Source organism: Phenylobacterium sp. (genome assembly GCF_013911965.1).
GTDB lineage: Bacteria > Pseudomonadota > Alphaproteobacteria > Caulobacterales > Caulobacteraceae > Phenylobacterium.
Genome location: NZ_JACESE010000017.1, coordinates 47,617 through 67,312 on the forward strand (window position 1 = coordinate 47,617; position 19,696 = coordinate 67,312).

General features: G+C 69.3%; 19 protein-coding genes and 1 pseudogene. 12 read left to right on the forward strand and 8 right to left on the reverse strand.

Annotated features, from left to right (window positions below):
- Nucleotides 1-19: 19 nt before the first annotated feature.
- Both H2041_RS15750 and H2041_RS15755 read right to left on the reverse strand, forming a co-directional pair.
- On the reverse strand, nucleotides 20-568 hold the full coding sequence (locus H2041_RS15750) for a hypothetical protein (protein ID WP_293414298.1): 549 nt from the start codon (nucleotides 566-568) through the stop codon (nucleotides 20-22).
- 547 nt (nucleotides 569-1,115) lie between these two features.
- Nucleotides 1,116-2,204, reverse strand: a complete 1,089-nt coding sequence (locus H2041_RS15755; RefSeq protein WP_293414300.1) for a site-specific DNA-methyltransferase — start codon at nucleotides 2,202-2,204, stop codon at nucleotides 1,116-1,118.
- Nucleotides 2,205-2,369: 165 nt separating this feature from the next.
- On the opposite strand from H2041_RS15755, the gene H2041_RS15760 reads away from it, so the two are divergent.
- Entirely contained in the window at nucleotides 2,370-3,350 is a 981-nt protein-coding gene (locus H2041_RS15760; RefSeq protein ID WP_293414302.1) for an ion channel, read from the forward strand.
- Here H2041_RS15760 and H2041_RS15765 read toward each other — a convergent pair.
- The 3 genes from H2041_RS15765 to H2041_RS15775 form a co-directional block, all read right to left on the reverse strand.
- Nucleotides 3,347-4,030, reverse strand: coding sequence for a ribonuclease HII (locus H2041_RS15765; RefSeq protein WP_293414304.1), 684 nt, complete (start codon nucleotides 4,028-4,030; stop codon nucleotides 3,347-3,349). The two genes, H2041_RS15760 and H2041_RS15765, sit on opposite strands and share 4 nt — an antisense overlap.
- Nucleotides 4,030-4,620: a DNA-3-methyladenine glycosylase I gene (locus H2041_RS15770; RefSeq protein WP_293414306.1), complete on the reverse strand. Its 591-nt coding sequence runs from the start codon at nucleotides 4,618-4,620 to the stop codon at nucleotides 4,030-4,032. The genes H2041_RS15765 and H2041_RS15770 overlap by 1 nt, the downstream gene beginning before the upstream one ends.
- Nucleotides 4,621-4,812: 192 nt before the next feature.
- Entirely contained in the window at nucleotides 4,813-5,640 is an 828-nt protein-coding gene (locus H2041_RS15775; protein ID WP_293414308.1) for a folate-binding protein, read from the reverse strand.
- A gap of 60 nt (nucleotides 5,641-5,700) precedes the next feature.
- Here H2041_RS15775 and H2041_RS15780 point away from each other — a divergent pair, with 60 nt between their 5' ends.
- The 6 genes from H2041_RS15780 (at nucleotide 5,701) to H2041_RS15805 (ending at nucleotide 13,644) form a co-directional block, all read left to right on the forward strand.
- Entirely contained in the window at nucleotides 5,701-6,690 is a 990-nt protein-coding gene (locus H2041_RS15780) for a glycosyltransferase family 9 protein (RefSeq protein WP_293414310.1), read from the forward strand.
- A complete protein-coding gene (locus H2041_RS15785; protein WP_293414312.1) occupies nucleotides 6,674-8,008 on the forward strand; it encodes a dihydroorotase in 1,335 nt (444 codons plus the stop codon). The genes H2041_RS15780 and H2041_RS15785 overlap by 17 nt, the downstream gene beginning before the upstream one ends.
- Nucleotides 8,009-8,087: 79 nt before the next feature.
- Nucleotides 8,088-9,176 (forward strand): DUF898 family protein, encoded by a 1,089-nt coding sequence (locus H2041_RS15790; protein ID WP_293414314.1) that lies wholly within the window; start codon nucleotides 8,088-8,090, stop codon nucleotides 9,174-9,176.
- 1 nt (nucleotide 9,177) lies between these two features.
- Nucleotides 9,178-10,263: a M48 family metallopeptidase gene (locus H2041_RS15795; protein WP_293414316.1), complete on the forward strand. Its 1,086-nt coding sequence runs from the start codon at nucleotides 9,178-9,180 to the stop codon at nucleotides 10,261-10,263.
- A gap of 49 nt (nucleotides 10,264-10,312) precedes the next feature.
- Nucleotides 10,313-12,100 (forward strand): feruloyl-CoA synthase, encoded by a 1,788-nt coding sequence (locus tag H2041_RS15800; protein WP_293414318.1) that lies wholly within the window; start codon nucleotides 10,313-10,315, stop codon nucleotides 12,098-12,100.
- Nucleotides 12,100-13,644 carry an acetolactate synthase large subunit gene (locus H2041_RS15805; RefSeq protein ID WP_293414320.1) on the forward strand — a complete coding sequence of 515 codons (1,545 nt, stop codon included), beginning with the start codon at nucleotides 12,100-12,102 and terminating at the stop codon, nucleotides 13,642-13,644. Before H2041_RS15800 ends, H2041_RS15805 begins: the two co-directional genes overlap by 1 nt.
- A gap of 86 nt (nucleotides 13,645-13,730) precedes the next feature.
- Here H2041_RS15805 and H2041_RS15810 read toward each other — a convergent pair whose 3' ends face one another.
- Nucleotides 13,731-15,071 carry a hypothetical protein gene (locus tag H2041_RS15810; RefSeq protein ID WP_293414322.1) on the reverse strand — a complete coding sequence of 447 codons (1,341 nt, stop codon included), beginning with the start codon at nucleotides 15,069-15,071 and terminating at the stop codon, nucleotides 13,731-13,733.
- A gap of 416 nt (nucleotides 15,072-15,487) precedes the next feature.
- On the opposite strand from H2041_RS15810, the gene H2041_RS15815 reads away from it, so the two are divergent.
- Genes H2041_RS15815 through H2041_RS15835 form a run of 5 tightly spaced genes read left to right on the forward strand, consistent with a single transcriptional unit; the run spans nucleotide 15,488 to nucleotide 19,183 of the window.
- Nucleotides 15,488-16,273, forward strand: a complete 786-nt coding sequence (locus H2041_RS15815) for an enoyl-CoA hydratase-related protein (RefSeq protein WP_293414324.1) — start codon at nucleotides 15,488-15,490, stop codon at nucleotides 16,271-16,273.
- A complete protein-coding gene (locus tag H2041_RS15820) occupies nucleotides 16,270-17,238 on the forward strand; it encodes an oxidoreductase (protein ID WP_293414326.1) in 969 nt (322 codons plus the stop codon). Before H2041_RS15815 ends, H2041_RS15820 begins: the two co-directional genes overlap by 4 nt.
- The gene (locus H2041_RS15825) at nucleotides 17,235-18,092 is read left to right on the forward strand and encodes an NAD(P)-dependent oxidoreductase (protein ID WP_293414328.1); all 858 of its coding nucleotides are present in this window, start codon (nucleotides 17,235-17,237) and stop codon (nucleotides 18,090-18,092) included. Before H2041_RS15820 ends, H2041_RS15825 begins: the two co-directional genes overlap by 4 nt.
- Before the next feature lie 3 nt (nucleotides 18,093-18,095).
- Nucleotides 18,096-18,578, forward strand: a complete 483-nt coding sequence (locus tag H2041_RS15830) for a GNAT family N-acetyltransferase (RefSeq protein ID WP_293414330.1) — start codon at nucleotides 18,096-18,098, stop codon at nucleotides 18,576-18,578.
- Entirely contained in the window at nucleotides 18,575-19,183 is a 609-nt protein-coding gene (locus H2041_RS15835) for a GNAT family protein (RefSeq protein ID WP_293414332.1), read from the forward strand. Before H2041_RS15830 ends, H2041_RS15835 begins: the two co-directional genes overlap by 4 nt.
- Here the strand turns inward: H2041_RS15835 and H2041_RS15840 are convergent.
- Entirely contained in the window at nucleotides 19,180-19,545 is a 366-nt protein-coding gene (locus H2041_RS15840; RefSeq protein ID WP_293414334.1) for a hypothetical protein, read from the reverse strand. The genes H2041_RS15835 and H2041_RS15840 overlap by 4 nt on opposite strands.
- Before the next feature lie 61 nt (nucleotides 19,546-19,606).
- Nucleotides 19,607-19,696 (reverse strand): annotated as a pseudogene (locus H2041_RS15845) (IS5/IS1182 family transposase); the annotation flags it as partial.

A 19,696-nucleotide genomic window follows, 5' to 3' on the forward strand; every position in this document is an offset into this window, starting at 1 on the left:
GTGTCTGGGAGACCTTCGCCTAACGAGAGGCGGATTTGGATAGGTGGCGCTCAATGAGCCTATGTAGCGCCTCCAAATCTTCAGCCGGAATTTGCTCCGTGGGAACCGCAAAATGAGCTGTTCCGATCTGGAAGACGAGTGCACCTTTAAATACTTTGTAGCTGCGCAGATCGGACCACCCGAAAACAGCCAATGATTTAGGTGTACTGAAAGTCAAGCCGTCTTTGTTTACCCTTAGGGTTGAAGGCCCAAAAATCGTACGGTTCTTTTGAAACGTGTTTCTGGACCAAAGTGGAATTAAAAGAAGGCGAAAAAGCGAATACATCACTAGGCCAAAGCTCAGGCCGATCAGAGCATGCGCAAACAGCCATATAGCAATCGATGATTGAGATGCCCAATCTATAGACATCACCTGAGTTAAAGCTATGCCGCCGCCGAAAATAAGCGCCATCAATCCCGCTGACTTCCAGAACCCAAGGCCGAAGATCATTGCGGTGCGAACTGAACGTTCAGTGGGCTGGTAGTCGAGAAGGAGGTCTTCCACGTGATCCTCGTCGCTCAGCGTCAATCACCCTAGCTCATCTTTACGTTGTACGGCGCCGTTTCCCGGTCGACCAGTGACGGGGCTGGCGAGTTCCTTCTGGAACCCGTACTGGAGCAGAACGGCGTCGAGGCGTATGTAGCATGGCTCGGCGATCGCGAAGCTTGGCGCCTCGGCGACGAGTTTGTTTCCTGGAGCGGGTCCTGGCTGGTCGACCCTGAGCGAAGCATGTAGGCGCGGCATCGCGCTCGTGTTGGCGGTTTGCCACGGCGACAATTCTGCCTCGGCGGCCGTGCTGGTGTCCGCATGCGCTACCGGGTACGACAGCGTTCCTGACGGGGTGGGCTAACTCCGAAGGTGCCGATTTTAGCGGGCGCGGCCCGAACGTCCGCAAAGGGTCGTGAACCACCTTCAGAGCCGGGCTGACAATCGGACCTTCAAATCGTCACCATCCCATAGGTGTTGGCCACGGTGAACACTCGGCCTTTGCCGGGAAACCTCGCTTGCGCCTGCCTTCGACAGAGATGCTCGCCACAAGGGCGAGCATGACGACGATGAAGGCGGCGGGACCGCCCTAAGCCGCCGCGGCCGGGGCTTCCTTGCGCATCTTGGCGCGCAGGACGTCGATGGGGGCGAGGCCGGCGTCGGTCTTGAAGTGCCAGTAGGTCCAGCCGTTGCACGCCGGCGCCGACTGCACCATGGCGCCGACCTTGTGGATCGAGCCGGTCAGGTCGCCGACCGCCAGGCTGCCGTCGGCGCGGACGCGGGCGGCGCGCTCGCCCTTGGGGCAGTAGAGAACATCGCCCGGGCGCAGCAGGCCAGCCTCGACGATGGTGCCGAAGGGCACGCGCGGCTCGGCCCGCTTGGAGCCGGTGACCTGAAGATCCTCGGGCGAGACCGGGATGACCTTGGAGATGCGGTCCTTGGCCAGCGCCACATACTCGTCCTCGCGCTCCAGGCCGATGAACCGGCGGCCCAGGCGCTTGGCTGCGGCCCCGGTGGTGCCGGTGCCGAAGAAGGGATCGAGGATCACGTCGCCCGGCTTGGTGGAGGCCAGGATCAGGCGGTGCAGCAGGGCCTCGGGCTTCTGGGTCGGATGGGCCTTGGCGCCGCTGGCGTCCTTGATCCGCTCTTCGCCCGTGCACAGCGGGAAGGTCCAGTCCGAGCGCATCTGCAGCTCGTCATTGGCCATCTTCATGGCGTCGTAGTTGAAGGTGTAGCGCCGGCCGCCCCGCGACTTGGCCGCCCAGATCAGGGTCTCGTGCGCATTGGTGAAGCGCGTGCCCTTGAAGTTCGGCATGGGGTTGGACTTGCGCCACACCACATCGTTGAGGATCCAGAAGCCCAGGTCCTGCAGCGTCGCGCCGACGCGGAAGATGTTGTGGTAGCTGCCGATCACCCACAGGGCGCCGTCGTCCTTCAGCACCCGGCGGCATTCCGCCATCCACGCCTTGGTGAAGGCGTCATAGGCCGCGAAGCTCTCGAACTGGTCCCATTCGTCGTCGACGGCGTCGACCTTGGAATTGTCCGGGCGCAGCAGGTCGCCGCCGAGCTGCAGGTTGTAGGGCGGATCGGCGAAGACGAGATCGACCGACCCGTCCGGCAGCTTCTTCAGCTCCTCGATGCAGTCGCCCTGGATGATGGTCTCGGCGGGAAAGGTCATGACGCCCCTCGTAATCACAGAGGGGAATCGTCCCCCATCGTGGTGAAGGGCGGGTTTCGAAACGTAGTTAACGAAGGCTCGCCGCCTTTCGGGCGGATCCGCCGCCCCGCGCCCAGGCCCGCAGACCTCGGAACCCTCGGGTCGGGGCGCGGCGTTTGCCCAGCCATGGGCCCGCTTCTTCTGCACTGCGCCGGCTTCCTGGTCCTCGCCCTGGCGGCCTGGGACGTGTTCGTGACGAGCCTCACCCTCCGCGGCGGCGGGCCCGTCAGCAGCTGGGCCGCGCGGCGGATCTGGGCCGCTCTGCTGGCCGTCCACCGGCGCAGGACGAACCACCGGCTGCTCAGCTTCGGCGGCGGGCTCGTGGTGGTCGGCGTCCTCTCGGTCTGGGTGGTCATGCTGGCGGGCGGCTGGGGTCTGGTCTTCGCCGGCGCGCCCCAGGCGGTTGTGGACGCTACGACGGGCGCTCCGGCCGATCTCGCCGCGCGGCTCTACTTCGCCGGCTTCAACCTCTTCACCCTCGGTCTGGGCGACTACAAGCCCTCGGGCGCCTGGGGCCAGGCGCTGACCGTGGCCGCCTCCGGCAGCGGCCTCCTGGGGATCACCCTGGCGGTCACCTATCTCGCCCCGGTGCTCTCAGGGGCGGTGTCGCGCCAGGCGCTGGCCGGGGAAATCAGCCTGCTGGGCTGTTCGCCGCGGCAGATCGTGGAGGGCGCGCGCCGTCAGGGCCTGGAGGCGTTCAGCGGCCGTCTCGACGGGTTCGCCGGGTCGATCCTGAAGAGCGCCGAACAGCACCTGGCCTATCCGATCCTGCACGACTTCCACGCCCGCCATCGACGACTGTCCCTGTCGCTGCGGCTGGCGGCGCTCTACGACGCCCTTCTGATCCTGCAGGCCGGCGCGGAGGACCCGCCGCCGGCGGCGGCGGCCCTGGCGACGGCGATCGAACTCTACATCATGCGGGTCCGTCACGATGTCATGCCGGCCGCCGCGGCCGGTCCTCCGCCGGCGCCGGACATGTCGGGTCTCGCCGTGCCGCAGGCGCAGGCGGAGACGGCGCTCCAGCAGGCCGCCGAGACCCGCGGCTTTCTGCTTCAGCTGGTGGAACACGACGGCTGGACGTGGTCGGACCTGACGGCCGGACCCTAGTCGAGAACCTCGACCTCGATCTCCAGCCGGATCGATTCGCCGCGCAGCACCTTCTGCACCGGGCTCCAGGCGTGGCGGTGGATCTCGCAGGGGCCCAGCCGTTCCAGGGCCGCGATATGGGCCGGCGCGCCATAGCCCTTGTGGCCGGCGAAGCCATAGCCCGGATAGAGGGCGTCCATCTCCACCATCAGCCGGTCGCGGGCCACCTTGGCCAGGATGGAGGCCGCCGCGATCGACAGGGACTTGCCGTCGCCGCCGATCACCGTCTTCACGTCGCAGGGCAGCCTGAACGGATAGTTGCCGTCCACGAGGGCGAAGACGGGCTCGACGGCGAGGGCCTCGATCGCCCGGCACATGGCCAGACCCGTGGCGTGCAGGATGTTCAGCTCGGCGATCTCGGCGACGGAGGCGAAGCCGACGCCCCAGGCGAGCGCGCTCTCCTTGATCTCGATCTCGAGCGCATCGCGCGCCTTGGCGGTCAGCTTCTTGGAGTCGTTGAGGCCGGCGGGCACGCGCGCAGGGTCGAGGATCACCGCTGCGGCGGAGACGGGTCCCGCCCAGGGTCCGCGTCCCGCCTCGTCGACGCCGCAGACCGGCGCGGGACAGGCGCGCTCCAGCATCAGGTCGGGAACGATGGGCGCGGTCTTGGGCGCGGTCTTGGTGGCGGTCTTGCGGGCCATCAGGCGCTCATAGCGGCGACTTCCGAATGACGGAAGCAGCAGGTGAGGTGGTCGTTGACCATGCCGACCGCCTGCATGAAGGCGTAGACGATGACCGGACCGACGAACTTGTAGCCCTGGGCCTTCAGCGCCTTGGACACTTCGACGGCCAGCGGAGTCTGAGCCGGCACCTGCGAGATTTCGTCCCACCGGTTCTGGATCGGCCGGCCGCCGGTGAAGTCCCACAGGAAGGCGGAGAGGTCCTGGCCCCGCTCGCGCATGTCCAGATAGATGCGCGCGCTGGCGATGGCCGCGTCGATCTTGGCGTTGGAGCGGACGATGCCGGGGTCGGCCATCAGCCGGGCGCGGTCGGCCTCGCCGAAGCGGGCGACGATCTCGGGATCGAAGCCGGCGAAGGCTTCGCGGAAGGCCTCGCGCTTGCGCAGAATGGTGATCCAGGAGAGGCCGGCCTGAAAACCGTCGAGGACGAGCTTCTCCCAGAGCGCGCGGGAATCGTACTCCGGCACGCCCCAGTCGGTGTCGTGATAGGCCTCATAGAGCGGATCGCCCGCCAGGCCCCGCCAGCCGCATCGAATCGGATCGCCGCTCATGAGGTGAGTTTTGCGGGGAGGGCGGACGGCGGCAAGGTCCGCAGACCCCCTCAGTCGCTTCGCGACAGCTCCCCCTGAAAGTGGGAGCATCTTTCGCACCCAGGTCGCCAAACGCACGGAGCAGATCCTCCCCCTACTTCAGGGGGAGGTGGCCCGGAGGGCCGGAGGGGGCTCGGCGCTCGACGACGGCGCCTAGCCCACCGCCGTCTCGAACCAGTCCGGACGGATCACCCGAACGGGCCGCCCCTCCACCGTCAACTCGGCGCCCTCGATCCGGTCCAGGCGCAGGGACGCCATGGCCAGGCCCTCGCCCGTGCTCAGCACCTGCCCCGCGCGCAGGTCGCCCGCCAGCACCTCGGCGCCGGGCGAAGGCGGTTCGCCCTCGAAGGCCAGCGGCAGGAACCGCGTCTTCACCGTGCCGCGCCGCTTCATCCGCGAGGTGGTCTCCTGGCCGACGAAGCACCCCTTCTTGAAGTCGATGCCGGCCAGCAGGTCGAAATTGGCCTCGATCGGATAGGTCTTCTCCACGCCCCAGTCCGCGGGTCCCGGCACGCCGAGCGACAGGCGGCAGGCGTCGTAGGCGGCCTCGTCGGCCAGGGCCGCATCGGTGGGCGCCGTCGCGCCATAGCCGCGCCAGCCGAGCGCCGGCAGGCGCGGATCGGCGAACCAGCCCGGTTCTGCGGGCGCGGCGCCGGCGCCGGGGAACAGGGCCGAGACCGGCGTCGGATCGGCGGCGATCGTCACCTTGGCCCGGAGCTTGTAGAGGGTCAGCCTCTGGATGATGGCCGTGCGTTCGCTGGCGGCGACGTCCAGCCAGCAGCCGCCCTCGCGCCCCACCACGAACAGGTCGTAGAGCAATCGCCCCTGCGGGTTCAGCAGGGCGCCGAAGCGGATGTCGCCGGGCGTCAGGCTCTCCACGTCCTGGGTGATCAGATTGTGCAGGAAGTCGCGCCAGTCGGCGCCCTCCAGTCCGATGAGGGCGCGGCTCGCCAGCGGCGCATATCTCGGGTGTTCGGCCATGACCCCGACTTAAGGCCGCACCGTCTCGCGCGCCAGGAGGCGGCGAATTATAACTGGGCGATGACGTCAGGGACCTTCCCGATTCTGTTCATCACGGCCACGCGCATCGGCGATGCGGTGCTGTCGTCCGGCCTGATCGCCAAGCTCGCCGAAGAAATCCCCAACGCCCGCTTCACCATCGTCGCCGGCCCGGCCGCGGCCCCGCTCTTCCTGGATACGCCGGGGCTGGACGAGGTCATCGTCTTCGAGAAGTCCAAGAACGGCGGCCACTGGCTGCGGCTGTGGCGCCAGGTGCGGCGGCGGCGATGGGGCCTGGTCGTCGATCTGCGCGGCTCGGCCATCAACCGCTTCCTCTCGACCCGGCGCCGGGCCGTCTTCCGCCGCTCGTCGGGCCCCGTGGTCCACAAGGTGGTCGAGGCCGCCCGCCTGCTGAAGCTGGAGGACGATCCGCCGGCGCCGCACATCTTCACCGCGCCGGAGACGAAGGCCGCCGCGCTCGACCTGCTGCACGGACAAGGACCGATCCTGGCCCTGGCGCCGGCCGCCAACTGGGTCGGCAAGACCTGGCCCCTCGAACGCTTCGCCCAACTGGCCATCCGTCTGCTGGGCGAGGGCGGTCCGATGGCCGGCGGGCGGCTGATGGTGGTCGGCGGCCCCGCCGACGCCGGCGTGGTCCAGGCCCTGCGGCACGTGGTTCCGAAGGACCGCTTCATCGATCTGGTCGGCAAGGCGGAGCTGCTGACGATCCAGGCGGCGCTGTCTCATGCCCGCCTGTTCGTCGGCAACGACTCCGGCCTCATGCATATGGCCGCCGCCGCCGGCGCGCCGACAGTGGGTCTCTTCGGTCCGTCGGACGACGCCCGCTATGCCCCGTGGGGGCCTCACACGCGCGTCGTGCGAGGCTCGCGGAGCTTCGAGCAGATCCGCAGCCAGGACCCGAACCTGAACCAGAGCCTGTGTCACATGATGGACCTCAGTGTCGACACGGTCGCCGCCGCGGCCTACGACCTCCTGGCGCAGACGGAGGCGAGCCATGGCCGAAACCTATGACCTGATCGTCCACGGGGGCGAGGTGGTGAACCACGCCGGCCGCGGCATGGCCGATGTGGGCGTGCGCGGCGGCAAGATCGTCGCTATCGGCGACCTGTCGCAGGCCTCGGCCGGCGAGCGTTTCGACGCCACGGGCCTCACCGTCCTGCCCGGCGTCATCGACACCCAGGTGCACTTCCGCGAACCGGGCCTGGAGTGGAAGGAAGACCTGGAGACCGGCTCGCGCGGGGCCGTGCTGGGCGGCGTCGTCGCCGTCTTCGAAATGCCCAACACCGAGCCGACCACGACGGACGCCGATGCGCTCGCCGACAAGCTCGCCCGCGCCAAGGGCCGCATGCACTGCGACCACGCCTTCTATGTGGGCGGCACGCACGAGAACGCCGCCTTCCTGGGCGAACTGGAGCGCCTGCCCGGCTGCTGCGGCGTGAAGGTCTTCATGGGCGCCTCGACCGGCACCCTGCTGGTGCAGGACGACGAGGGCGTCGAACAGGTGCTGCGCCACGTGAACCGCCGCGCCACCTTCCATTCGGAGGACGAGTATCGCCTGGCCGACCGCCGGGGCCTCGCCCGCACCGGCGACTGGACGAGCCACCCGGAGGTGCGCGACGCCCAGGCCGCCGTCCAGTCCACCGAGCGCCTGCTGCGCATCGCCCGCAAGCTCGGCAAGCGCATCCACGTCCTCCACGTCACCACCGCCGACGAGGTGGAGATCCTGGCCCGCCACAAGGACGTGGCCACGGTGGAGATGACGCCCCAGCACCTGACGCTGGAAGGGCCCGAGGCCTATGAGCGGCTGAAGGGCTTCGCCCAGATGAACCCGCCGATCCGCGACGCCCATCATCGCGCCGGCCTGTGGCGCGGCCTGGCCGCCGGCGTCACCGACGTCATCGGCTCCGACCACGCGCCGCACACGCGCGAGGAGAAGGCCAGGCCCTATCCCGCCTCGCCCTCCGGCATGCCGGGCGTGCAGACCCTGGTGCCGGTCATGCTGACCCACGTGGCCGAGGGCCGGCTGACCCTGGAGCGCTTCGTCGACCTGACCAGCGCCGGCGCCAACCGCATCTTCAACCTGGCCGACAAGGGCCGCCTGGCCCGCGGCTACGACGCCGACCTGACCATCGTCGACCTCAAGGCCCGCCGCACCATCACCCACGCCGCCCAGGCCAACCGCGCCGGCTGGACCCCCTTCGACGGCATGGAGGCCAAGGGCTGGCCGTTGGCCACCATCGTCCGCGGCCGCGTCGTCATGCGCGAGGACGAGGTGATCGCCGAGGGGACGGGCGAGCCGGTCCGCTTCGGCGAGACGCTGGCGGGCTGAGGCTGGCACAACCTAGGGTTGGCTCCAGACCGGCTTCTGTGCGAAGCTCCGCCTTGAGGGGCTGGGGAGCTTTGCAGGCATGCCGGAATCCATGGTCGCGCCGGAGGCGGCGCGCGAGTCTTTGCGCCTGGAGCAACGTGCGGATCTGAAGTCTTTCCTGGGGCTCAGCCTCAAGAATGGCCTTCTGAACCTCGTTACGCTCACCCTCTACCGGTTCTGGGGCAAGACCGAGGTGCGGCGGCGCCTCTGGACCTCGACCTATCTGAACGACGAGCCGTTCGAATACCGCGGGCGGGGGATCGAGCTGTTCATCGGCTTCCTGATCGCCCTCGGTCTCGGCGCAGTCTTCCTCGGCCTCGTGTTCGCGGTCCAGTTCCTGGGCCCGGTCGCCGCGCTGCTCATTTTGCCGGCCTACATCGGCCTGATGGCGCTCATCGGCTTCGCCCTGTTCGCCGCATTCCGCTACATGGCGAGCCGCACGGCCTGGCGCGGGGTGCGCTTCCATCTCGCGGGTTCGGGGGTCAAGTACGGCTTCCGCTACCTCGGCTATCTCTGGCTGTCGGCCCTGACGCTCGGCTGGTTCTGGCCGGCGGCGCAGATCCGGCTGGCCGCGCCCCTGTGGTCGGGACTGCATTTCGGCGATCGTCGCTTCGCCTTCGACATGGAGGACGCCAAGCAGGAGAACGTCTACGGACCGTTCCTGATCATGTGGGCCGGGATGATCGTCCTCTATCTCGGCTTCGCCGGCGTGGCGTTCGCGCTGTTCGCCGCCAGTGATTTCGATCCGGAGCAGGTGTCACCGGCGGCGATGATGGCCCTGAACTACGGCATCATCCTCTTCTTCGCCTTGGCCGTCATACTTCTTAGCCTGCCCTACCGCACGGCCATGATGCGCTGCATCGCCCGGGGCATCCGGTTTGATGGGGTTAAGGTGCGGCTGGAAGTGCGAACCTTCGCCTTTGGAGGCCTTTTCCTCAGCAACATCGTGCTTCTGGCGATTTCGCTCGGCTTCCTCATGCCCTTCGTCCAGGCGCGCACCGCGAAGTTCATCTTCAGCCGCGTGAAACTGGTCGGTGATGTCGACTTCGCCGCCATCCACCAGTCGCGCGAGACCGGCCCGCGGCAGGGCGAAGGTCTGGCCGACGCCTTCGGTCTCTCCATCGTCTAGGATGCGGGGCCGCGCCAACGACGGTCGGACCGCCGCAGTCCACGACGTCGAGGTCGAGGTCACGGCCTGGGCGCTGGCCTTCCGCCTGGGCGGGGAGGAGCACCACTGGCCGTTGTCGCAGATCGAGGCCGAGCCGCTGGGCGACCTCGTCCGGCTGAGCCGCCGCGGCGAGAACGCCCGCCTCACCGTGTCGGCGCAGGACTGGCGAGCGGCCGCGTCAAGCGTTTCGGAGCCGGTCGAACGCCGCCGTCGAAGGCGCGAGCGCCGCATGATCGCCTGGCTGGCCGTCGCCGCCGTCGCCATCCTGCTCTTCGTCTTCGTCGGCGTTCCACTGGCCTCCGGCCCTCTGGCGCGCGCCACGCCGCCGAGGTTCGAAGCCCAGCTCGGCGAAACCTACGCCGCCCAGCTCGGCGTCGTCTTTCCGGCATGCGCGGGACAGGACGCCCAGGACATCCTGCACGCCTTCGGCGACAGCCTGGAGGACGGCATGGATTCGCCGTTCAATATCGTGGTCGAGGCGGTGGAGGCGCCGATGGTGAACGCCTTCGCGCTACCCGGCGGACGGGTCCTGGTCACCGACGACCTGATTGCGGAATCCGAGACGCCGGACGAACTCGCCGCCGTCATCGCGCACGAGGCCGCCCATGTGGAGCAGCGCCACGTCATGCAGGCGGTCTGGCGCACTGTCGGCCTGGGCATGGTGCTCGACCTGGTGGTCGGCGGCGGCACGGGGGCGGGCCAACAGGCCGTCCTCCTCGCCGGTTCGGCGACCGAACTCAGCTACAGCCGCGACGCCGAGGCGGAGGCCGACGCGCGTGGGCAGGAAATCCTGCAGAGCCTTGGCCTGTCGTCGCAGGGCATGGCGCCCTTTTTCCGTCGGCTCGCCGCCCACGAGCCGGAAGCTGGTCCCGCAAAGGGCGTGATGGAGTTTCTCTCGACACATCCCGACAGCCTGCGGCGGGCTGACGCCAGCGAGGCCCGCGCACAGCGTGGACGGCCCGCCTTCACGGCTGCGGAATGGCAGGCGATCCGCGCCGCCTGTGACGGCGACCCGCGCCGCAGGCGAGAAGGGGCGGAGGGAGGCTGACCGTCGCGCCCCCTTTTCAGGCGCCGCCGCTGGCGTCCATAAAGCTGACATGGACGCCGAACTGCGCATCGAGACGGCCCCCTTCCGCGACCCGCGCTATGCGCCGCGGCGGCTGGAGGTGGAGAACCGGGCGGACGGGACCATCGTCCTGACCAATCCCACGCCCTTTTCTGCGGATTTCGCCACGGTGATGGAGCCGATCGCCCACTGGGCGAGGCTGGCGCCGGACCGGGTCTGGCTGGCCGAGCGGCCGGCGGAGGGCGCCGAGGGCTGGCGCACGCTCACCTATGCCGAGGCGCTGGCGAAGATCGGGGCCATCGCCGGGGGACTGAAGGCGCTGGGGCTCACTGGGCCTGCGCCCCTGCTGATCCTGGCCCGCAATGGCATCGACCACGCGCTTATCAAGTACGCGGCCATGAGCCAGGGCACGCCGGCCGCGCCGGTGTCGCCCCAGTATGGCCTGGCCGGCGCCAATCTCGCCCGCCTGACCCACGCCGCCGAGGTGCTGAAGCCGGCGGCCGTCTATGTGGAGGACGCTGAGCTCTTCGCCACGGGCCTGTCGGCGCCGGTGCTGGAGGGCCTGCCGGTGATCGCCGGGGCCAAGGCCAGGCCGAACCACATCCCGCTCTCGCGGCTTGCGGACGCCGCGCCGGTCGCGCCCTGCGCCCGTCCGGAGGATGCCGCCAAGTACCTGCTGACCTCCGGCTCCACCGGCCATCCGAAGGCGGTGATCATCAGTCAGCGGAACATGGCCTACAATTCCGCCCAGATCGCCGCCTGCTTCGAGGACGACGAGCCGCCGGTCATCGTCAACTCCGCGCCCTGGAGCCACAGTCTGGGCGCCAACTCCATCCTGCACATGTGCGCCACCCGCGGCGGCACGCTCTATATCGACGCCGGCCAGCCCACGGCCTCGCGCTTTTCCGAGACGGTGCGGAACCTGCGGGAGATCTCGCCGACCTATCATAACATGGTGCCGTCCGGCTGGATGCTGTTCGTCGACGAACTGGAGAAGGACGAGGCCCTGGCGCGCAGCTTCTTCGCCAGGGTCCGCGTCATGCAGTATGGCGGCGCGAGCCTCGGCCAGGGCATCGCCGACCGGATCGAGGCGGTGGCCATCCGCACCATCGGCGAAAAGGTCAGCTTCGCCAGCGGCTATGGCGCCACCGAGACCGGCCCCACGGCCTGCAACGTCCACTGGGAGAACGACCGCATGGGCCTGATCGGCCTGCCCGTGCCCGGCACGTCGGTGAAGCTGGTCCCCGTCGCCGGCAAGCTGGAGTTCCGGGTCAAGGGACCGCAGGTCACCTCCGGCTATCTCGGCCGCCCCGAACTGTCGGCCCAGTGCTTCGACGAGGACGGCTTCTACGTGCTGGGGGATGCGGCCAGGTTCGTGAACCCCGACCGGCCCAAGCAGGGCCTCGTCTTCGACGGCCGCATCTCGGAGAACTTCAAGCTGGCCAGCGGCACCTTCGTGGCCGTGGGCGAACTGCGCATCGGGGCCATCTCCGCCATCGGCGGGGCGGTGACCGACGCGGTCGTCTGCGGCGAGGGGCAGGAACATCTGGGCCTGCTCCTCTATCCCGATCCCCGCACGCCGCGGGAAGCGGTGGAGGCCGCCGTCCGCAAGGGTCTCGCCGCCTTCAACGCCCAGGCCAAGGGCTCCTCGGGCCGCATCGCGCGCGCCATCGTCCTGCCGGACGGGCCCGACGCGGCGTCGGGCGAGATCACCGACAAGGGCTATATCGCCCAGGCGCTCGCCCGCTCCCGTCGCGCCGAGGCGGTCGTCCGCCTCTTCGCCGATCCCCCGCCCCCCGAAGTGATGGTGTTTGACTGATGAACGGCGCCGACGCCCTGATCGAGACCCTGCTGGCCAACGAGGTCGACGCCTGTTTCGCCAATCCCGGCACCAGCGAGATGCAGTTCGTCGCCGCCCTGGACGGCCAGCCGAAGATGCGCCCGGTGCTCTGCCTGTTCGAGGGCGTGGCCACCGGCGCGGCCGACGGCTTCGGCCGCATGGCCGACCGCCCCGCCTGCACCCTGCTGCACCTGGGCCCCGGCTACGGCAACGGCCTGGCCAATCTGCACAATGCGCGGCGGGCCTATACGCCGCTGGTCAATGTGGTGGGCGACCACGCCACCTATCACCGGCAGTACGACGCACCGCTGAACTCCGACATCCCGACCATCGTCGGGCCCAATTCCCTGTGGGTGAAGTCGGCCGACGGCGCCGATGACGTCGCGCCCCTGGCCGCCGAAGCCGTCGCCGCCAGCTTCGGCCCGCCCGGCGGTCCGGTCAGCCTGATCCTGCCGGCGGATTCCGCCTGGACGGAGACCAAGGTCGGGGCGGTGAAGGCGCAGAGGCCGTCACGACCTGCGCCGTCGTCCGAGGCCGTGGAAGCCGCCGCGCGCGCGGTTCGCGCGGCGAAGAAGCCGGTGGTGCTGATCGGCGGCCAGGCGTGCCGCGCCGAAGGCATGGTCCAGGCCGCCCGCCTCGCCGCCCACGGCGTCCGCGTCCTGGCCGACACTTTCGTGGCCCGCCAGCCGCGGGGCGCGGGTCACTTCCAGCCGGGGCGGATGCAGTATTTCGGCGAGGCGGCCCTGGCCGATCTGGCCGGGACCGACCTGATGCTGCTGGCCGGCACGACCCAGCCGGTGGCCTTCTTCGCCTATCCGGACCGGCCGAGCCTGCTGGTGCCCGAGGGCTGCGAACTGAAGACCCTGGCCGCCCGCAGCGAGGACGCCGTCGAAGGGCTGCGCGCGCTGGCCGATGCGCTCGGCGCGCCCAAGGCGGGACCCGTCCAGCCGCTGAAGCGGCCCGAGGCGCCGCCCACCGGTCCGATGACGCCCCAGGCCGCCGGCGCCTCCATCGCCCGCCACCTGCCGGAGGGCGCGATCATCTGCGACGACTCGGTCACGTCGGGCGGCGGCGTCGCCAGCCAGACCAACACGGCCGCGCCGCACGAGGTGCTGGCGCTCACCGGCGGCGCCATCGGTCAGGCGATCCCGCTCTCCATCGGCGCGGCGGTGGCCTGCCCGGACCGCAAGGTCCTGTCCCTGAACGGCGACGGGGCGGCCATGTACACGGTCCAGGGTCTGTGGACGATCGCGCGGGAGAATCTCGACGTGACCGTCGTGGTCTTCGCCAACCACGCCTACCGGATCCTCAACATCGAGCTCGGACGCACCGGGGCAGGGGAGGCGGGGCCCTCGGCGGCCAAGCTGCTGGATCTGGGCGATCCGCGCATCGACTGGGTGGCCATGGCCAGGTCCATGGGGCTGCCCGCCGTGCGCTGCGAGACGGCGGAATCCTTCGAGACCGCCTTCGCGGGCGCGATGCGCGAGAAGGGACCAATGTTCATCGAAGCCGCGATCGGCTGAGCGGCCGAGGCCGCGACATCAGGCCGGGCAAAGAAAAAGGGCCCGCGGTGATCCGCGGGCCCTCAGTCGTTTGGCTGATCGTCCGATCAGGTGTTGCCGGGCAGCTTGCACCCGCCGGCGATACCCTTGGCGAAGGCGCAACCGATGGCCTCGGCCGGGGTGATCGGGTTCTGCTTGTACTGGATCATGTAGCCCGCCAGACCGTCGGCGCAGGCCACTTCGATATAGGCCGAGCCGTCGGCGGTCTTGCCGACCAGACGCTGGTTGGAGACGACGCAGCTGTCCTTGCCCACCTTCTTGAGATCGGCGGTCAGCGGGGCGTAGGCGCCCTTGTCGTCATTCAGGCCGCAGCGATAGCCGGCGATCGGGGCATAGGCGCAGTTGTAGACCGTACCCTTGCCGCTGGCCTCGAACACGGCCACGCCGCCCGGCTTGGCGCCGTCGTCGCAGACGAGCTCGACCACGTCCTTGCCCGTCTGGGCGGGGAAGGCCGCATACTTGCTCACATTGCACTGGAAGCCGGCCGACTGGGCCAGACGCGTGTAGAGGGCGGCCTGTTCGGTGGCGGCCTCGCGGGCGTCGGTGAGCGTGCAGCCGCCGAGAATGCCCAGCGCGCGGGCGCAGTCCCAGGATTCCGCCAGCTGGCCGTTCGTGCCGACCTTGTAGATGTAGCCCTTGCCGTCTTCGCAGGCGGCTTCGAAGTAGTTCGAGCCGTCGGTGGTGGCGCCCACATAGCGGCGCTCGGTCACGGCGCAGCTCTTGGCGTCGGACTGGGCCAGCTGGTCCACGACGCGCAGGCGGGCGGCGGCGTCGGTCAGTTCGCACTTAATGTTCGTGCTGGCCTGATCGTACATCAGGCAGTTGGTGGCATCGACCTTGGCGTCGGCCGTGGCCGGATAGCCGGTGTTGAGGATGTAGCCGGTGACGCCGTCCTGACAGGCCACTTCGAAGAAGGTGGCGGTCGAGGTGCGGCCGATGGCGCGGCTGTTGGCGATCGGGCAGGAGACGCCGTCCTTGGCCGCCAGCTGGGCCAGTTCGGCCTGCGGGTTCTGGTTGCCCGGCAGCTTGCAGGCCAGGGTCGACGGCTTGCCGTCCGCGCCCGGAGCGCTGGCTTCCAGGCAGGTGTAGAGGTTGTAGGAGCCGGCGCCGGTGTCGGCCTCCATGACGAAGCCCATGCCCTCCTGGCAGTCGACCTCGTAATAGGACTTGGAGGTCTTGGCCTTGCGGTCCTCGTTCTTGCCGATGAACCGGGCGTCGACGATCTGACAGTTCAGGCCGGCGGCCTGAGCCAGGGCCGGGGCCTCGGCCATGCCTTGGGTGCGGGCCTTTTCGGTGACCTCGGCGTCGCGGGACTGCGACATCACCACGGCCGGGGCCAGGGCGGCGACGGCCAGGGCTGCGACGAGCCCGATAGTCTTGCGCCTCATTTTGGGGGCATCTCCTGGGTCATTCCTTCGCGCGGACATAAGCCCGTGCGGGCGATTGGGGTCAAGGTGGCGTTTCGGCGAGGCGGAACTATGGCGCCGCCGCGCTCCTCCGATCCTTGGACGTAGTCTTGCTCTCGCACATGACCCTGGGATGAATGGAGCCGAAGTAGCCGCGGGGCTTTCCACTCGCAGATCCCGGCGGAAAGACCCACGATCTCCCAAATGGATGGCCAAGCTTGACTGACGAAGGCCGAAGCCGCCTGTAGATCGCTTCGTCTCCACATGATCTCGGCGTGTAATTGGGGGCTGGCGCACGGTGGGCGCGCGGGGCCTCCCGCAGCCGCCCGCTCTTTGCGGGCGCGCCGGCAGGGCGTAGGGATTTTACGGAGTAAGGAACGCTGCAAGAAAGGCCGGCCATGACCGAGCATGTCCTCCGCGAGACCGCCAACGGGGTGCTGACCCTCACCCTCAACCGGCCCGACAAGAAGAACGCGCTCACCCGCGACATGTATCAGGCCCTGGGCGACGCCATCGATCAGGCCGAGTTCGACCGCGAGGTCCGCTGCGTCCTGATCCAGGCCGAAGGCGATATGTTCACCGCCGGCAACGACATCTCCGACTTCGCCGCGGTCAATGCGGGCGAGGGGCCGGCCAACGAGGCGCGGCGCGGGGGCAATCCGCTGCTGGCCGCGCTGGCGCGGGCCAAGACGCCGCTGGTGGCCGCGGTCAACGGGCGCGCCGTCGGCGTCGGCGTCACCATGCTGCTCCACTGCGACCTGGTCTATGTGGACGAGGACGCCCTGCTGACCACGCCCTTCGTGAACCTGGCGCTGGTGCCGGAGGCCGCCTCCAGCCTGACCCTGCCCTCGCGCATCGGCCATGCGCGGGCCTTCTCCATGTTCGTTCTGGGCGAAGCCGTCGACGCCCAGAAGGCGGTGGCCTGGGGCATCGCCAACGAGGTCGCGCCCAAGGCCGAGCTGCGCGCCCGCGCCCGGGCCGCGGCCGAGGCCGTCGCCGCCCGCCCGCCGGCGGCCGTGGCCATCACCAAGGCGCTGATGCGCGATCCCGTCGGCCTGGCCGAACGCATGGACCGCGAAGGCCGCCACTTCTCCGACCAGCTCAAGTCGCCGGAGGCGAAGGAGGCCTTCGCCGCCTTCGCCGAGAAGCGGAAGCCCGACTTCAGCAAGGTGGGCCACCGGTGAGGGGACTGCTGTCGTCCCGGTTCGGGGCCTTCACCCCGGCCCGCGTGGTGGCGGGCGACCACGATCTGGCCGGACGCAACATCATCGTCACCGGCGGGGCGAGCGGCATCGGTCTGGAGACGGCCCGGGCGCTCGCCCTGGCCGGCGCCGACATCATGCTGGCCGTCCGCGACCGCTCGGCGGGCGAGCGGGCGGCGGTGCACATCAACGAGACGGTCGGCTCCGATCGGGTGGTGGCCGGCACGCTCGATCTCGCCAGCCTCTCCTCGGTGGCGGCCTTCGTCGACGCCTGGGGCGACCAGCCGCTCGACGTTCTGATCAACAACGCCGGCGTCATGGCCTGCCCGCTGGAATACACCTCGGACGATCTGGAGATGCAGATCGGGGTGAACCACTTCGGCCATTTCCTGCTCTCCCTGGGCCTGGCGCGGGCGCTGATGAACGCCGCCGACGAGGATCACGCCGCCCGCGTGGTCAGCCTGTCCTCCATCGGCCATCGGCTCAGCCCGATCCACTTCGAGGACATCCACTATCGCGAGCGCCCCTACGACAAGTGGGAGGCCTATGGTCAGTCCAAGACGGCCAACGCCCTCTTCGCCGTCGCCTTCGACGAGCGCTTCGCCGAGCACGGGATCAACGCCAACGCGGTCATGCCGGGCGGCATCATGACGCCGCTGCAGCGCCACCTGACCCAGGAGGAGATGGTCGCCATGGGCTGGATCGACGAGGAGGGAAAGGTCCGCGAGGGCTTCAAGACGCCGGAGCAGGGCGCCTCCACCAGCGTCTGGGCCGCCGTCGGCGAGGAGCTGGAAGGCGTCGGCGGCCTCTATCTGGAGGACTGCGCCGAAGCCCCGCCCTGGAGCCCGGAGCACCCCAACCGCGGCGTGATGGAACACGCCCAGGATCCGGAAGCCGCCGAACGGCTCTGGATCGTCTCGGAAGAAACCGTGGGAATGAGCCTATGAGCCTGCAAGGAAAGACCCTGTTCGTCACCGGCGCCAGCCGCGGCATCGGCCTGGCCATCGCGCTGCGCGCGGCGAAGGACGGCGCCAATGTCGCCATCGCCGCCAAGACGGCCGAGACCCACAAGCATCTGCCCGGCACCATCTATTCGGCGGCCGAAGAGATCGAGAAGGCCGGCGGCCGGGCCCTGCCGCTGATCGTCGATGTCCGCGACGAGGCCAATGTCATGGACGCCGTCGAGCAGACCGTGGCGAAGTTCGGCGGCATCGACATCTGCGTGAACAACGCCTCGGCCATCCAGCTGACCGGGACCCTCCAGACCGACATGAAGCGCTACGACCTGATGAACCAGGTCAACGCCCGGGGGACCTATCTGACGTCGAAGGCCTGCATCCCGCACCTGAAGCGCAGCGCCAATCCGCACGTCCTGATGCTGTCGCCGCCGCTGGACATGAACCCCCGCTGGTTCAAGGGCCATGTGGCCTACACCATGGCCAAGTACGGCATGAGCATGTGCGTGCTCGGCATGGCCGAGGAGTTCCGCGAGGACGGGATCGCCTTCAACGCGCTGTGGCCGCGCACGGGCATCGCCACGGCCGCCATCCAGTTCGCCCTGGCCGGCGAGGAGGGCATGAAGAGCTGCCGCACCACCGACATCATGGCCGACGCCGCCTACGCGATCTTCAACAAGCGCTCGCGCGAGTTCACCGGCAATTTCCTGATCGACGACACCTTCCTCTATGGCGAGGGCGTGCGCGACTTCGACAAGTACCGGGTCGATCCCACCGCGCCCCTGATGCCGGACTTCTTCGTGCCGGAGGACTCCGAGCCGCCGCCGGGCGTGAAGATCGGCTGAGGCATGGGAGCCGTCTTCGTCCGTCCGGCCGGGCCCGCCGATGCGGCCCTGATCCACGCCTTCGTCCGGGATCTGGCCGATTACGAGAAGCTGCTGCACGAGGTGGAGGCGACCGAGGCGGACATCGCCTCGGCCCTGTTCGGCGAAAACCCCCGCGTCTTCTGCGAGATCGCCGAGGCGGACGGGGCGGCGGTGGGCTTCGCCCTGTGGTTCTATAGCTTCTCCACCTTCCGCGGCCGGCACGGGATCTATCTGGAGGACCTCTTCGTCAGACCGCAGGCGAGGGGCGTCGGCGCCGGCAAGGCTCTGCTGCGGGCCCTGGCGAAGCGCTGCGTCGAGGAGGGCCTTGGTCGGCTGGAATGGTCGGTGCTCGACTGGAACGCTCCGGCCATCGGCTTCTATGACGGCCTGGGCGCCGCGGCCATGGACGCGTGGACCGTCCGCCGCCTGGACGGGAAGGCCCTGGAGGCGCTGGCGGCGTCATGAGCGCGCCGCCGCTGACCGTGCTGTCGGTGAGCCCTGAAGAAGAGGCGGCCATCCGCGCGGCGGTGCAGGCGGTGAACGATCGCGTGCTGGCCGGTCCGGAGCATGTCGAGGGCCTGCTCGCCCTGCTGTCCGACCCGCGGGTCTCCGATCCGATCTACGACCTGCCGCGGCCTTTCACCCGGGAGAGCATCGCCCTCTGGGTGGAAGAGAGCCGGCAGGCGAAGGAACGCGGGGAGCGCATCCTGTCCGTCACCCTGGACGAGGCCGGTCAGGTGGCCGGCTATTCCTGCATCAGCGTCTGGCCCGACCGCTCGGCCGCCGAGATCGCCGGCGCCGCCCGCTTCGACCGCCAGAACACCGGCCGCGGCCGGGGCGGCGTGGGCAACGCCGCGGCCTTCATGTTCGAGACCCTGGGGGTGCGCCTGATCGGCCTGACCGCGGCGCTGGACAACATCCGTTCGATCAGGGCGATCGACGGCGCCGGTTTCGTCCGCATGGGCGAGCGCGAGAGCGTGCGCCCCGACGGCACGGTCCGCCGCAGCGCCTACTGGGAGCTGACGCGCGAGGAATGGCGCGCGCGCCGCGAGGTCGGCGGTCGGTCCTAGACCGCGATGTCGATGATGACGCCCTTGGCCTCGCCGGTCTGGGCCTCGGCCTTGGCTTCCCGCTCGATGGCCTCGCGCAGACGCCGGGCGATTTCCTCGGCGATCTTGGAGTTCAGCGCCTGCTGGTCCTCCGGGCTCAGGTTCCCATCGGGGGCGAACTCCCGGGTGACCTGCTCGCGGATCATGGCCTCGAGCTTCTCGCGCTTGACCTTCTTCTGCCACTCGTAGAAGCCGCCGGCCTGCTGGATCTCATCGAGCGGGCTCGCCGGCTTGGCTTCCCCGATCGAGGTGTCGTCGCGGCTGAAGGGCCGGGAGACGGCGCTGGCTGCGAAGGGGTTGGATGCGCCGATGCTCGCGACCATGTGCGGCTCTCCGTGGCGGGATGTCGCATGGCGTTAAGCAAGATCGGCGCCAGCCGCCGCCCTAGGGCGTGGACTCATAAGCTCTGAGCCACAGGCGGGTTGAGGCGAGCAGGACGGCGGCGAGGAAGTTCCTGGCCAGCTTGTCGAAGCG

What these genes read in the sequence shown, in the direction of transcription:
- H2041_RS15755 (WP_293414300.1), bottom strand. Translation starts at nt 2,204, where the DNA reads ATGACCTTTCCCGCCGAGACCATCATCCAGGGCGACTGCATCGAGGAG.
- H2041_RS15760 (WP_293414302.1), top strand. Translation starts at nt 2,370, where the DNA reads ATGGGCCCGCTTCTTCTGCACTGCGCCGGCTTCCTGGTCCTCGCCCTG.
- H2041_RS15765 (WP_293414304.1), bottom strand. Translation starts at nt 4,030, where the DNA reads ATGGCCCGCAAGACCGCCACCAAGACCGCGCCCAAGACCGCGCCCATC.
- H2041_RS15770 (WP_293414306.1), bottom strand. Translation starts at nt 4,620, where the DNA reads ATGAGCGGCGATCCGATTCGATGCGGCTGGCGGGGCCTGGCGGGCGAT.
- H2041_RS15775 (WP_293414308.1), bottom strand. Translation starts at nt 5,640, where the DNA reads ATGGCCGAACACCCGAGATATGCGCCGCTGGCGAGCCGCGCCCTCATC.
- H2041_RS15780 (WP_293414310.1), top strand. Translation starts at nt 5,701, where the DNA reads ATGACGTCAGGGACCTTCCCGATTCTGTTCATCACGGCCACGCGCATC.
- H2041_RS15785 (WP_293414312.1), top strand. Translation starts at nt 6,674, where the DNA reads ATGGCCGAAACCTATGACCTGATCGTCCACGGGGGCGAGGTGGTGAAC.
- H2041_RS15790 (WP_293414314.1), top strand. Translation starts at nt 8,088, where the DNA reads ATGCCGGAATCCATGGTCGCGCCGGAGGCGGCGCGCGAGTCTTTGCGC.
- H2041_RS15795 (WP_293414316.1), top strand. Translation starts at nt 9,178, where the DNA reads ATGCGGGGCCGCGCCAACGACGGTCGGACCGCCGCAGTCCACGACGTC.
- H2041_RS15800 (WP_293414318.1), top strand. Translation starts at nt 10,313, where the DNA reads ATGGACGCCGAACTGCGCATCGAGACGGCCCCCTTCCGCGACCCGCGC.
- H2041_RS15805 (WP_293414320.1), top strand. Translation starts at nt 12,100, where the DNA reads ATGAACGGCGCCGACGCCCTGATCGAGACCCTGCTGGCCAACGAGGTC.
- H2041_RS15810 (WP_293414322.1), bottom strand. Translation starts at nt 15,071, where the DNA reads ATGAGGCGCAAGACTATCGGGCTCGTCGCAGCCCTGGCCGTCGCCGCC.
- H2041_RS15815 (WP_293414324.1), top strand. Translation starts at nt 15,488, where the DNA reads ATGACCGAGCATGTCCTCCGCGAGACCGCCAACGGGGTGCTGACCCTC.
- H2041_RS15825 (WP_293414328.1), top strand. Translation starts at nt 17,235, where the DNA reads ATGAGCCTGCAAGGAAAGACCCTGTTCGTCACCGGCGCCAGCCGCGGC.
- H2041_RS15830 (WP_293414330.1), top strand. Translation starts at nt 18,096, where the DNA reads ATGGGAGCCGTCTTCGTCCGTCCGGCCGGGCCCGCCGATGCGGCCCTG.
- H2041_RS15835 (WP_293414332.1), top strand. Translation starts at nt 18,575, where the DNA reads ATGAGCGCGCCGCCGCTGACCGTGCTGTCGGTGAGCCCTGAAGAAGAG.
- H2041_RS15840 (WP_293414334.1), bottom strand. Translation starts at nt 19,545, where the DNA reads ATGGTCGCGAGCATCGGCGCATCCAACCCCTTCGCAGCCAGCGCCGTC.